Genomic DNA, 12476 nt, shown 5'->3' on the forward strand with positions numbered 1-12476 from the left:
CTGGGATGCGTGAGGGTGCGGGCCGCTCGGGCCCGGCGGGGCGCGGCGTGGCGGGGGCGTCTCGGATGGAGAGAAGGGACACCCCTCTAGGTGACAATGAAAACGATTATCGATACCGTGCCTCTCGGTCAAGCTGCCGCGCCCCGCGTCGGGTCGTGTCCGCGGCTGGCCGCACCTCAACCGAACTGCGAGAAAGGGATGTTGTGGCACATCTACTGGTGGTCGAGAGCTGGGTCGGGTCCATGAGCAGACTGCTGCCACGGGCCCTGCGCGAGGCCGGTCACGAGTTCACCTTCCTGACTCGTGACCTGCATCACTACCTGCGCTCGGCTCCGGAGGGCACCGCGCACCCCCTTCTGGCGGCCCGTCACGTGCTGACGACGGAGACCAACGACACCGACGCGCTGCTGTCCTTCGTCGAGCGGGCCCACGAGGTCCTGCGCTTCGACGGGGTGATCACCTCCTGCGACTACTACCTTCGGGCGGTCGCGCGCATCGCGGAGGGCCTCGGGCTGCCCGGCCCCACCTCCGAGGCGGTCGCGAACGCCTGCCGCAAGGACGCCACCCGCCGGATCCTGGCCGAGGCCGGCCTGCCGGGGCCGCGGTTCGCCGTGTGCGCGGACTGGGCCGGAGTCACCGCCTCGGCCCGTGACCTCGGCTATCCGCTGGTGCTCAAGCCCGTGGACCTGTGCGCCGGGATGTTCGTCCGACGCGTCGACGACGAGACGGAGCTGGCCCACGCCTACCGCGCGGTCGCCGGCTTCCCCGTCAACGCCCGCGGCCAGCGCCGCGAGCCGGTGGTGCTGCTCGAAGAGCTCCTGGACGGCCCCGAGGTGAGCGTCGAGACCGTGTCGTACGGCGGGGCCGCGCACGTCGTCGGCGTCACCGACAAGAGCGTCGGCGGGGCCCCCGCGTTCGTCGAGACCGGCCACATGTTCCCCGCCGCCCTGGACGCGGCGGACGTCGAGGCCGCCGAGGAGACCGCCCGGCGGGCGCTCAAGGCACTGGGACTCGACAGCGTCGTCGCCCACACCGAGATCAAACTGACGTCCGGCGGGCCGCGCGTCGTCGAGGTCAACCCCCGGCCCGCGGGCAACCGCATCACCGAACTCGTGCGCCACGTGACCGGCGTCGACCTCGCCGGCGCCTGCGTGGACGTCGCCCTGGGCCGCGAACCGGACCTCACCCGCCGCGCCACCGGGCTGGCCAGCGCCGCGATCGGTTTCCTGGTGCCGGACGAGGACGGGGTGCTGGAGGCCGTCGACGGCGCCGACGCCGTGCGCGCCGCGGACGGCGTCCTGGAACTCCAGCTGGCCGAGCCCCGCAAGGCCGTCAAGGCCGCCGGCAGCAACAACGAGTACCTCGGGCACGTCATGGTGGGCGACGCGCAGGGGCCGGGAGCCCGCGGACGCGTCGAAGCCCTGCTCGCGCAGCTGCGCCCCCGGGTGGCGGCCCGATGAGCACCCTCACCGACGCACGCGTCACCGCCTCGTCGTACGACGACCTCGTCGGCCGCGTCCTGGCCGGCGGCTTCGGCCCCGACCCGCGCACCCGGCGGATCTCGGTGGCCTTCACCACCCGGCAGGCGGTGCGCCACGAAGGGCGCGGCTCCGGCTACCGCAACGAGGTGCTGAGCCTGCGTCTCGCCGAGGCCGTGGGGTCCTGCGCGGTCGAACCGGGCGAGCTGTCCGACGACGCCGTCGAGGACTGCGTCGGCGCCGACGTCGCCTCCCTCCTGGGGCACGAGCTGCTGCCCGTCCGGGTCGCCGCCCTCGACGCGTACCTCATGCACGTCCTGCCGCACGGCCCGGCCAACGGGGCGCGGCCCTGTCCGCTGCCGGCCGGCACCTCGCTGGAGAAGTCCCGGGCCAGGGCCGAGGCGGTGGTGGAGCTGTTCGACGTCGCGCCGGGGGCGACCGTCCTCGTCGTCGGCGTGGTCAACTCCCTGCTGGAGGCCCTGCGGGCGCGCGGTCTCGCCTACGTGGCGTGCGACCTCAAGGGCGGCACGACCGAGTGGGGCGAGCCGGTGCGCACCGACGCCCTGGCGGAACTGGACCGCTGCGACGCCGTCCTCGCCTCCGGCATGACCCTCGGCAACGGCAGCTTCGAGCCGCTGCGCCGGCACGCGCGGGAACGCGGCGTCCCTCTGGTGATGTTCGCGCAGAGCGGCAGCGCGGTCCTGCCGCGCCTGATCGGCTCCGGCGTCCAGGCGGTGTGCGCGGAGCCGTACCCCTTCTTCTGGCTGGACGGCGGGCCGGGAACGGTCCACCGCTACGGAGGTGCCCTGTGACCACGGCCGTCCTCGGCCCGGCGCGTACCGCGGGGAACCGGGAGCTCCTCGGTCTGCTCGGCCGCACGCCCCTCGCCCGCGTCAGCGTCGACCTGCCGTGTCCGCAACCGGGCTTCTGGGCCAAGCTCGAAGGGCACGGCGTCGGCGGGATGAAGGCGCGCGCCGCCGTCTCCATGCTGCTGGGGGCCGAGGAGCGCGGCGAGCTGCTGCCGGGCGCCCCCGTGGTGGAGTCGACCTCGGGCACGCTCGGCATCGGGCTGGCCTTCGCCGGGCAGGCCCTGGGGCACCCGGTCGTGCTGGTCGGTGACGTCGAGCTGGAGCCCTCGATGCGGCAGCTGCTGCGGGCGTACGGTGCTCGCCTGGAGCTCGTCGAGCGTCCGGCGGCCGAGGGCGGCTGGCAGGCCGCCCGACTCGCCCGGCTGCGTGAACTGCTGGCGCTGCTTCCGGACGCGTACTGGCCCGATCAGTACAACAACCCGGACAACTCGGCGGGCTACGCGTCCCTGGCGGCCGAGCTGGCCTCCCAGCTGGACCACCTCGACGTGCTGGTGTGCAGCGTGGGAACCGGGGGTCACAGCGCCGGGATCATCGGGCCACTGCGGCGCCGGTGGCCCGAACTGCGGCTCATCGGCGTGGACGCCACCGGTTCCACCATCTTCGGCCAGCCCGCCAGACCCCGGCTCATGCGCGGCCTCGGCAGCAGCATCCACCCCCGCAACATCGCCTACGACGCCTTCGACGAGGTCCACTGGGTCGGCCCCGCCGAGGCGGTCGACGCGTGCCGCCGGCTGGCCCGGTCCGCCTTCGTCAGCGGCGGCTGGAGCACGGGGGCCGTGGCCCTCGTCGCCGCCTGGGCCGCCCGCGTCCAGCCCGGTGCCGTGGTCGCCGGGGTGTTTCCCGACGGCCCGCACCGCTATCTCGGCAGCGTGTTCGACGACGGTTTCGTCGCCGCCCACGGACTCGACCCGACCACCGCCGCCACCCGCCCCGTGGAGATCCCGCACCCCACGGCCGTGGAGGCCACCGGCTGGGCCCGGTGCCGCACCGTCACCGATCCGCTCGCCCCGACCCCCGAAGAGAACCCGTGAAGGCCCGACAGCGCACCGTGCGCCTCGAACTCACCGAGCCGCTGCGCATCTCCCGCTCCACGATGACCGCCCGCGAGGCCGTGTGGCTGACCGTCGAGCACGAAGGGCAGCAGGGTCACGGAGAAGCCGTCACCAGCGTGTACTACGGGCTCGACGCCCGGACCCTGGAACGGCTGCTGCACGCCAAAGCCCGGTGGCTGGCCCGCTTCCCCGGTCCCGAGTCCGCGCTGGAAGCCCTGTGGGCCGGTGCAGGAGAGGCCGGTCCCGGAGAAGCCGGCGCCGGAGAGACCGGTCCCGGAGAGGCCGCCGCCCCGCCGGCCGTGACCGCGGCCGTGGAGTCCGCGCTGCTCGACCTCGCGGGCAAGCTCGCGGGCGCCCCGGTCCACCGGCTCCTGGGTGCCCGGGGCGCACCGCCCCGCGCCGCGACCGCCCGCACCATCGGCATCACCTCGCCGGGGCGGGCCGAGGCCCAGGCGGTGCGCCTCGTACGCGACGGGTTCTCGGTCCTCAAGCTCAAGGCCGGCGCCCCCGATCCGGCCCACGACCTGGCCCGTGTACGGGCCGTCCGTGCCGCCGCCCCGCGGGCGAGGCTGCTTCTCGACCCCAACGGGGCGTGGAGCGTGCGGGAGGCGCGGCGGCTGCTGCCGCTCTTCGCGGAGCTGGGTGTCGAGGCCGTCGAGCAGCCCCTGGTCCCCGGTGATCCCGAGGCACTGGCGAAGCTCGCGGAGCGCTCGCCGCTGCCGGTGATCGCCGACGAGGACGCGGTCGGCCTCGAGGACGCCCGCCGGCTCGCCGGGCGCGTCCAGGGGATCAACGTCAAACTGGCCAAGTGCGGCGGCGTCGGCGCCGCCCTGCGCATCGCCGAACTGATCGAGGGCACCGGCACAGGGCTGATGCTCGGCTGCCTGACCGCCAGCACCCTGGGGATCGCGCCGGCCGTCCATCTCGCCAACCGCGCCCGCTGGGTCGACCTCGACGGCCACCTGCTGCTCGCCGACGACCCCTGGACGGGCATCGGCGGCGCCGACGGCACCGTACGGGCGAGCCCGAACCCGGGGCTGGGCGTCGTCGAGCGCGGTGCCGAGGAGGCCCGGGCGTGAGGACCTGGCACGAGATACGCGGCTTCCCCATGGCCGTCCGGCTCCTGCTGGTCAACCAGCTCGGCGTCAACACCGGCTTCTACCTGCTGGTCCCGTACCTCGCCCTGCACCTGACCGAGGACCTGGGAATGTCGGCGGCCGTCGTCGGCATCGTCCTCGGCGTGCGCAACCTCAGCCAGCAGGGACTGTTCCTCATCGGCGGAACGGCGTCCGACCGGCTCGGAGCACGCGGCGTCATCATCGCCGGGTGCGCCCTGCGCACCGTCGGCTTCGGGCTGTTCGCGCTCGGCGACGGGCTGCCCGTGCTGCTCGGCGCGTCCGTGCTCAGCGGCCTGGCCGGGGCGCTCTTCAACCCCGCCGTGCGGGCCTACCTGGCCCTGGAGGCGGCAGGGCGCAGGGCGGAGGCGTTCGCCCTGTTCCACGTCTTCGCGACCGCCGGCGCCCTGATCGGACCGCTGCTCGGCAGTGCCCTGCTCCTCGTCGACTTCCGTGCCGCCGCGCTCACCGCGGCCGGGATCTTCGCGGTGCTCACCGTCGCGCAGGCCGCGGTGCTCCCGGCCCGCCGGGTCGCGCCGACCGGGAACAGCGTCCTCGCCGACTGGCGCGAGGTGGTCGGCAACCGCGGCTTCCTCGCGTTCGCCCTGGCCATGGTCGGCATGTTCACCATGGAGAACCAGCTGTACCTGCTGCTGCCCGAGGGCGCCCGACAGGCCACCGGCTGGAAGGGCGCCGCCGGCCTGGTCTTCCTCGTCGGCACCCTCACCAGCCTCGTGCTCCAGATGCGGATCACCCGGGCGCTGAAGGAGCGGGGCAGCGGAGCGCGCTGGATCGGCGTCGGCCTCGCCCTGATGGGACTGTCCTTCGCACCGCCGATGGCCGTGTCGGGGTACGGCACGGCCCCCGGCGGCCTCACGGACGCGGTGCTGCGCGCACTGCCGGTCCTGGCCGGTGTCCTGATGCTCCACCTGGGCCTGATGATCGCCCAGCCGTTCGTCATGGAACTGGTCCCCGGCTTCGGCCGGGCCGAACTCACCGGCACCCGCTTCGGCCTGTTCTACCTCGTCTCCGGCATCGCCGCCGCCGTCGGCAACGCGGTCGTCGGCTGGGCCATGGACGCCGGCGAGCGCGCGGGCGCGCCGTGGCTGCCGTGGGCGTGCTGCCTGGCCTCCGGACTCGCCTCCGCCGCCGCCGTCGCCCGGCTGCACCACCGCCGGGCCCTGCCCGTCCCCCCCGCCGCCGCCCCGGCGACCGCATGAGGAGCACCCCATCCGTGACCGTCACCACCGCGAACCTGCTCACCGACAATCCCGCCCTGTACGAGGCGCGTTTCCCCGATCCCGAACGGCTCGCCGGGCGCTGGGCCGAGGACTGCCTGCGCCGGTACGGTCCGCCGGGCCCCCGCGTCCTGGACATCGGCTGCGGCACCGGCCGGGACGCCGCGCACCTGCACCGCGCCGGCCGCGCGGTCACCGGCGCCGACGTGTCCGACGCGATGCTGTCCTACGCCCGCGACCGGCATCCCGGACCCGCCTACGTCCGGGCCGACCTGCACGGCTTCGACCTCGGTGCGGGGGCCTTCGACGCGGTGGTGTGCCTGGACAGCGCCCTGCTGTACTGCCACACCAACGCCCAGCTCGACGGCTTCCTGTCCTCCTGCCGCAGGTCCTTGGAGCCCGGCGGTCTGCTCGTCGCGGAGATGCGCAACGGCGCGTTCTTCCTGGGCCGTACGCGACTCCTGGATGCCCCGTCCGTGAACGGTTTCACCTGGCAGGGCACCGCGTACCGCTCCACCACCACCCTGTCCGTGGACAGGGCCGCCCAACTGCTGCGCCGCACGCGCGTGTGGACCGCCGACGACGGTTCCCCGCCGGTCGAGCAGCGCTCGGCGTGGCGCCTGTTCTTCCCCCAGGAGCTGCGTCACGTCCTGGCCGCCCACGGCTTCGAGGTGCTCGCCCTGCACGACGGGCCCGGCCCGCGTACCGAACCGCCGTGGCGGGAGGGCGACCCGCCCCGCACGACGGCCGACGGCGACCGGCTTCACCTGGTCGCCCGCCTCGCCCCCGCTCCCCGCCCCTGAACTTCCCTGGTCCATCCGCTCGCCCAGCAGCAAGGAACACCGTCATGAACGTCGTCCCCGTGTCCGACCCCCGCTCCCCCGGTCTGCGCCGCCGGGGCTTTCTCGCCGTCGCCGGAGGCGCCGCCGGTCTCGGCGCCCTCGCCCTGGCAGGCTGCTCCGGGCCCGGCTCCGGGCCCGCCGCCGACGCCGCCGAGGCCGGCGGCGAGCCCCGCCGCGGCGGGCGCCTGCGCGCGGCGTTCGCCGGCGGCGGCGCGAGCGAGACCCTCGACCCGCACCTCGCCAACCTCTTCGCGGACGCCGCCCGCGCCAAGGCCCTGTTCGACAAGCTCGCCGACTACGGCCCCGACCTGTCCGCCCGGCCGCGTCTGGCCGCGGGGTGGGAGCCCGGCGCCGGCCTGGACCGCTGGAAGGTCACGCTGCGCGAGGCCGTCTTCCACGACGGCAGGCCGGTCACCGCCGAGGACGTCCTGTACAGCTACCGGCGCATCACCGATCCGAAGAAGGCGTTCCGCGCCAAGGCGTCCCTGGAACCCGTCGACCTCGCGGCCAGCCGTGCCCTGGACGAACGGACCGTCGAGTTCGTCCTCAAGCGCCCGACCGCCGAGTTCCCCAACGTGCTCGCCGCGTTCGGCGCGTACATCGTGCCCGAGGGCGAGCAGGACTTCGACGGCGATCCGGTCGGCAGCGGCCCGTTCCGCTTCGTCTCCTTCGCGCCCGGCAAGTCCGCCGTCCTCAGGCGCAACGAGGACTACTGGGACGGCGCCCCGTACCTGGACGAGCTGGAGTTCATCGTCGCCAACGAGGAGTCCGCCCGCATCCACGCCCTGCTCGGCGGACAGGTCGAATACGCCCACGAGCTCAACCCCACCACCGCCCGCGCCCACGAGGGCACGGGACAGGTCCAGATCATCCGGCTCCGCAACAGCGCCATGCAGGGCTTCGTCATGAAGACCGACCGCCCGCCGTTCGACGACAAGCGGGTGCGGGAGGCCTTCTTCCTGATCGCCGACCGCCAGGAGCTGGTCGACGGCGCCCTGTCCGGCGCGGGCGAGATAGGCAACGACCTGTTCGGCAAGGGGTACGAGTACTACGCCGCCGGGCTGCCCCAGCGGAAGCAGGACCTCGACCGGGCCAAGGCCCTGCTCGAGCAGGCCGGCGCCGAGAACCTCGAGGTCACCCTCGACACCTCGCCCGTCGCCGCCGGCTTCACCGAGGCGGCCGCCATCTTCCGCGACCAGGCGGCCGAAGCCGGCGTCGCGGTCACCATCAGGACCGGCAGCAAGGACAGCTACTGGAAGGACATCCTCGACTCCGGCACCTTCGCCTCCTACCGCTCGGGCGCCATGCCCATCGAGTCCCACCTCTCCCAGCGCCTGCTGACCGGTTCCACCACCAACGCCACCCGGTGGCGGCACAAGGACTTCGACGCCCTGTACCAGCAGGCGCAGTCCACCCGGGACCCCGCCGAGCGGGCCGCGATCTACGAGCGCATGCAGCGCCGTCTGCACGCCGAAGGCGGCTTCCTGATCTGGGGCTTCGCCGACTGGATCCTCGGCACGGCGAAGAACGTCAGGGGCGTCGAGGAGAAGGCGCCCGCCAACTCCCTCGACTGGGCCCGCTTCGACAAGGTGTGGCTCGCGTGAGCGGACTGCGGTCCTGGATCGTCCGGCGGCTCCTGCTCGGTGCGGCGCAGACGGCGGCGGTCGTGCTGCTCGTCTTCGCCCTCACCGAGGCACTGCCGGGCGACGCCGCCGTCGCCCTCGCCGGCGACCAGCCCGACCCGCAGCGCATCGCCGCCCTCCGCGAGGCGATGGACCTCGACCGGCCCGCGCACGAACGCCTGGCGGACTGGGCCGCCGGGCTGTCGCACGGCGACTTCGGGACCTCCCTGGCCTCCGGGCGGCCGGTCACCACGTACATCACCGACGGGTTCGGGCCCACGCTGCTGCTCGCGGTCCTGACCGTCGCGCTCCTCGTCCCGCTCGGCGTCGGGCTGGGGGTCCTCGCCGCCCGCCACGAAGGACGGATCGTCGACCGGCTGGTCAGTTCGGTGATGCTCGGCGCGTACGCCGTGCCCGAGTTCGCCTTCGGCATGCTGCTCGTCACGGTCTTCGCCCTGCGCCTGGGCTGGCTCCCGCCGACCGCCGTCGGCCACGGCTCCGACCTCCTCGCCCACCCCGCCGCGCTGGTGCTGCCCGTGCTCGTCCTGCTGTCCCGGCCGGTGTGCTCCCTCGCCCGGCTCGTGCGCGCCGGCATGATCGACGCGCTCGCCTCCCCGTACGTGGCCCACGCCCGCCGCTACGGCGTCCCGGGGCGCCGCGTCCGGTACGGACACGCCCTGCCCAACGCCCTCGCCCCGGCCGGCCAGCAACTGGCCCGCACCGTCGACTGGCTGCTGTGCGGTGTCATCGTCGTGGAGGCGCTGTACGTGATCCCCGGCCTCGGCACGGTGCTGATGAACGCCGTCGCCGAACGCGACGTTCCCGTCGTCCAGGGCCTTGCCGTCGTCTTCGGCGTCACCACCGTCGTCCTCAACCTCGGCGCCGATCTGGTCGCACGCCGCTTCGCCCCCCGGTCGGAGGTGGCCGCATGAGGTCCCGTTCCGTCCTCGGCGCGGTGCTCGTCGGGATTCCCCTCGCGCTGGCTCTCGTGGGTCCGCTGTTCGCGGGAGAACCCGGCGCACGCACGGCCTCGTTCACGCTGGGCGGCGGGCACTGGCTGGGCACCGACTTCGTCGGCCGGGACGTCGGGCGGCAGATCCTGCTCGGCGGGCGTTCGGTGGTGCTCGTGGCGCTCGGGGCGACGGCCCTCGCCTATCTGGTGGCGCTCCCCGTGGGTCTCGTCGGGGCGCTCACCCGTCGCACGTGGCTGGAAGAGCTGTTGATGCGGCCGCTGGACGTACTGCTCGCCGTGCCCTCCTTGCTGATGATCCTGCTCGTCGCCGCCGTCTTCACCCCGGGGGCCGCCGGCCTCGGTCTCCTGGTGGCCCTCGTCAACATCCCCGACGCCGCCCGGATCGTGAGGGCGGCGGCGGCCGAAGCCGCGTCGCGGCCGGCGGTCGAAGCGCTGCGCATGCAGGGCGAGACCTGGTGGCGCACGGCCGTCGGCTATGTCGGCCGGTCCCTCACGCGCACGCTCGCCGCCGATGCGGGCGTCAGGCTGACCGGCGTGCTGTATCTCGTCGCCACTGCGGCCTTCCTCGGCGTCGGGGTCGAGCCCGACGCGGCCGACTGGGCGGTGATGGTGGACCGCAACCGCACCGGGCTGTTCGTCCAGCCCTGGGCCGTGGTCGTCCCCGCCCTGCTCATCGTCGCCCTGACCATGGGAACCAACCTGCTCGTCGACGCCCGACTGGAGAAGGGGAAACAGACGTGAACGCCGTGAACGCCGTGAACGCGGTCGCCGAGATCGAGAACCTGCGTGTGCGCGTCGGCGGCCGGGCGATCGTCGACGGTGTGAACCTCCGGCTGCTCCCCGGCACGGTCACCGCCCTCGTCGGCGCTTCCGGCAGCGGAAAGACCACCACGGGCCTCGCGCTGCTCGGCGAGTACCCGGCGGGCGCACGCGTCACCGGAGACGTCCGCGTGCCCGCCGAGCCGGTCGGATACGTCCCCCAGCACCCGGGCGCGGTCCTCAATCCCGCGCGCCGCGTCGGCGCCCTGCTGCGGGACGTCGCCCGCACGCGGGTACGGCACCTGCCGCGGCGACAGCGCCGGGCCGCCGTCGGCGAGCGCGTCCTGGAGGCCCTGTCGCTGGCCCAGGTGTCCGACGCAGAGACGATGCTGGGGCGCTATCCCCACCAGTTGTCGGGCGGCCAGCAACAGCGCGTCGTCCTCGCGCAGGCGCTGTTGCTGGGCGCCAGGGTGATCGTGGCCGATGAGCCGACCACGGGCCAGGACGCCCTGACGAAGCGGCGCGTCGTCGAACAGCTCGCCGCCGTGTCCCGGCAGGGCATCGCCGTCGTCCTGCTCAGTCACGACCTGGACGTCGTGCGCGCGCTCGCCGACGAGGTCCTGGTCATGCGCGACGGGCGGGTGGTGGAGTCCGCTCCCGCAGAGCGCCTGTGGCGTGCGCCCCGGCACCCCTGGACGTCCCGGCTCCTGGCGTCCGAGACCACGGCCACCCGCATCGAGCCGGCTCCCGGAGGCGGCGAACTCCTCCGGGTCGGCCCCCTCACCGCACGCCACGGCCGAACCGTCGTCCTTCGCACTCCCGAACTCGTCCTGCGCGCCGGGGAGTGCCTGGCGGTCGTCGGCCGTTCGGGCAGCGGGAAGACCACCCTGGGGCGCAGCATCGCCGGCCTGCACCGCGATCACGACGGTGAGGTCCTCCTCGCCGGAGTCCCGCTCCCCCGCAGCCTGCGGGACCGGACCCGTGACGAACTCGCCGCCGTCCAGTACGTCTTCCAGGACGCCCGGGCCGCGTTCGACGAGTACCGCCCGGTTCTCGTCCAGGTGGCCCGGACGGCGGTGCGGCTGCGCGAGACGGCGGAGGCGGACGCCCTGGCCGAGGCGCTCACCACCCTCGCCGGCCTCGGCCTGGACGAAGACCTGGTCCGCCGCCGCCCCGGCCGGCTGTCGGGCGGGGAGCTCCAGCGCGCCGCGCTGGCCCGCGCCCTGCTGGCCCGGCCCCGCGTACTGGTCTGCGACGAGATCACCTCCGGCCTCGATCCCGTCACCCGGCAGGGAATCCTCGACACGCTCGCCGGACTCGTGCGCGACCGGGACGACCTGTGCCTCGTGCTGATCACCCACGACCTGACCACGGCCGCGCTGGCCACCCGTATCGCCGTCCTGGAGGCCGGCGGCGTCGTCGAGGAAGGCCCCGCCCAGCGGCTCCTCGCAGCCCCGCGGCACCCCCTCAGCGTCCGCCTGCTGGAGACCGCCGCCCGACCGCCCGCGCGAACGCGCGTCTGAGACGGAGGACGCGCCGGCGGAGGTTCAGGTCCAGCAGCCGGACGACTCGTTCGAGGCGAGGGCGACGCCGCTCTTCTCCTCGCGCCCGGCAAACACCTGGAAGAGGAACTCGGCGCCACGGCGGCCGAGTTCCATGGAGCCCAGTTCGTCGGTACAGAGCAGGCCGACGCGATCCCAGCGGGCGATGGGCTTGTTCGGCTGCTTCTCGTGGGCGGCCTCGACCGGCTCGTTCACGAGCATGCCGGCGAGGGTGCCGACCACCGCGGGGACGGTGCTGGGGTCGGCGTCGAGAGCGAAGGCCCACCGCGACTCGTTCCAGGGGAACCCGGCGGCCTTGATCCGCCGCCCGACGGAACGGGGGGGCGTTCTCCGCGTGCGAGTCGGAGGCCTACGGGGAGAACGCGTAGGTGCGGACGGGGTCCAGGTGCAGTTCGTAGGGCCCCAGGCAGTCGGCCGCGAGGGTCGCGACCCGAGCGCCGCAGGGACAGGCACGGTTGAGCCCTTCATCGCCCGCCGGCCCGCAGCACCCGGTGTTGTTCTCCCCGTTGGGCAACGCCTCGAGGGCGGCGGCGTCGGCGGGGTGCACCAGCACTGTCCGCCGGGTGCCGGCTGACATGACGAAGCCTTCTTCACCGCGGATCCGGGGCCCCCGCGGCTGAGCGGGCTTCGGGTTCCTCTGGTCGTCCTGGACGACGTAGGGAGGTCCCCAGGGTGCCGGATCGATCGCGTAGCAGCCGCGCGGAACGGTGGAGGGCGCCCGACGCGTCTTCTCGTCCCGGTCCCGCTCGCCGACGGAGAAGTCGGGAACGGCGGCGAGTTCCGCCAGGCCCGGTGTGATCGCGGTGCCGCACTTGGCACAGAGGAAGACGGTCATCCCCTCGTTGTAACCCTCGGCACCACGGGCTCGCATCCGTGTTTCATCGACCCGGGCCGATACGCCCGCCCGAGGTGGTCACCGGGCGGGCGTGGGGCGCGGGTTCCTCTCCGTGGGGGTAAGAGCAGGTG

At 74.1% G+C, this 12476-nt stretch carries 12 protein-coding genes; 10 read left to right on the top strand and 2 right to left on the bottom strand.

Annotation, left to right across the window (positions count from 1 at the left end):
* Positions 1-203 precede the first annotated feature (203 nt).
* From ACFW6A_RS31695 to ACFW6A_RS31740, 10 genes are read left to right on the top strand one after another with little or no spacing between them, the layout of a single operon-like run.
* Positions 204-1460 carry an ATP-grasp domain-containing protein gene (locus ACFW6A_RS31695; RefSeq protein WP_386644668.1) on the top strand — a complete coding sequence of 419 codons (1257 nt, stop codon included), beginning with the start codon at positions 204-206 and terminating at the stop codon, positions 1458-1460.
* Positions 1457-2290: a Rossmann-like domain-containing protein gene (locus tag ACFW6A_RS31700; protein ID WP_351850062.1), complete on the top strand. Its 834-nt coding sequence runs from the start codon at positions 1457-1459 to the stop codon at positions 2288-2290. The genes ACFW6A_RS31695 and ACFW6A_RS31700 overlap by 4 nt, the downstream gene beginning before the upstream one ends.
* A complete protein-coding gene (locus tag ACFW6A_RS31705; RefSeq protein ID WP_351850064.1) occupies positions 2287-3378 on the top strand; it encodes a pyridoxal-phosphate dependent enzyme in 1092 nt (363 codons plus the stop codon). The genes ACFW6A_RS31700 and ACFW6A_RS31705 overlap by 4 nt, the downstream gene beginning before the upstream one ends.
* Positions 3375-4478 (top strand): enolase C-terminal domain-like protein, encoded by a 1104-nt coding sequence (locus ACFW6A_RS31710; RefSeq protein WP_386644671.1) that lies wholly within the window; start codon positions 3375-3377, stop codon positions 4476-4478. The genes ACFW6A_RS31705 and ACFW6A_RS31710 overlap by 4 nt, the downstream gene beginning before the upstream one ends.
* A complete protein-coding gene (locus ACFW6A_RS31715) occupies positions 4475-5734 on the top strand; it encodes an MFS transporter (RefSeq protein WP_386644674.1) in 1260 nt (419 codons plus the stop codon). The genes ACFW6A_RS31710 and ACFW6A_RS31715 overlap by 4 nt, the downstream gene beginning before the upstream one ends.
* Positions 5731-6555, top strand: coding sequence for a class I SAM-dependent methyltransferase (locus ACFW6A_RS31720; RefSeq protein WP_386644677.1), 825 nt, complete (start codon positions 5731-5733; stop codon positions 6553-6555). The genes ACFW6A_RS31715 and ACFW6A_RS31720 overlap by 4 nt, the downstream gene beginning before the upstream one ends.
* A gap of 44 nt (positions 6556-6599) precedes the next feature.
* Positions 6600-8198: an ABC transporter substrate-binding protein gene (locus ACFW6A_RS31725; RefSeq protein WP_386644680.1), complete on the top strand. Its 1599-nt coding sequence runs from the start codon at positions 6600-6602 to the stop codon at positions 8196-8198.
* Complete coding sequence (locus tag ACFW6A_RS31730) at positions 8195-9148, top strand: ABC transporter permease (protein WP_386644683.1); 954 nt, start codon at positions 8195-8197, stop codon at positions 9146-9148. The genes ACFW6A_RS31725 and ACFW6A_RS31730 overlap by 4 nt, the downstream gene beginning before the upstream one ends.
* Positions 9145-9930: an ABC transporter permease gene (locus ACFW6A_RS31735; RefSeq protein ID WP_386644686.1), complete on the top strand. Its 786-nt coding sequence runs from the start codon at positions 9145-9147 to the stop codon at positions 9928-9930. The genes ACFW6A_RS31730 and ACFW6A_RS31735 overlap by 4 nt, the downstream gene beginning before the upstream one ends.
* On the top strand, positions 9927-11471 hold the full coding sequence (locus ACFW6A_RS31740; RefSeq protein ID WP_386644689.1) for an ABC transporter ATP-binding protein: 1545 nt from the start codon (positions 9927-9929) through the stop codon (positions 11469-11471). The genes ACFW6A_RS31735 and ACFW6A_RS31740 overlap by 4 nt, the downstream gene beginning before the upstream one ends.
* A gap of 24 nt (positions 11472-11495) precedes the next feature.
* Here ACFW6A_RS31740 and ACFW6A_RS31745 read toward each other — a convergent pair whose 3' ends face one another.
* Both ACFW6A_RS31745 and ACFW6A_RS31750 read right to left on the bottom strand, forming a co-directional pair.
* Positions 11496-11732 carry an ATP-binding protein gene (locus tag ACFW6A_RS31745; RefSeq protein ID WP_386644692.1) on the bottom strand — a complete coding sequence of 79 codons (237 nt, stop codon included), beginning with the start codon at positions 11730-11732 and terminating at the stop codon, positions 11496-11498.
* A 127-nt stretch (positions 11733-11859) separates the two neighbouring features.
* Positions 11860-12345: a hypothetical protein gene (locus ACFW6A_RS31750; protein ID WP_351850072.1), complete on the bottom strand. Its 486-nt coding sequence runs from the start codon at positions 12343-12345 to the stop codon at positions 11860-11862.
* Positions 12346-12476: the final 131 nt, after the last annotated feature.

Origin of the sequence: Streptomyces sp. NPDC058758 (assembly GCF_042746075.1) — a bacterium.
Classification (GTDB): Bacteria; Actinomycetota; Actinomycetes; order Streptomycetales; family Streptomycetaceae; genus Streptomyces.

Coding starts and splice junctions, on each gene's coding strand:
- ACFW6A_RS31700 (WP_351850062.1), top strand. CDS start 1,457: ATGAGCACCCTCACCGACGCACGCGTCACCGCCTCGTCGTACGACGAC.
- ACFW6A_RS31735 (WP_386644686.1), top strand. CDS start 9,145: ATGAGGTCCCGTTCCGTCCTCGGCGCGGTGCTCGTCGGGATTCCCCTC.
- ACFW6A_RS31750 (WP_351850072.1), bottom strand. CDS start 12,345: ATGACCGTCTTCCTCTGTGCCAAGTGCGGCACCGCGATCACACCGGGC.
- ACFW6A_RS31725 (WP_386644680.1), top strand. CDS start 6,600: ATGAACGTCGTCCCCGTGTCCGACCCCCGCTCCCCCGGTCTGCGCCGC.
- ACFW6A_RS31720 (WP_386644677.1), top strand. CDS start 5,731: ATGAGGAGCACCCCATCCGTGACCGTCACCACCGCGAACCTGCTCACC.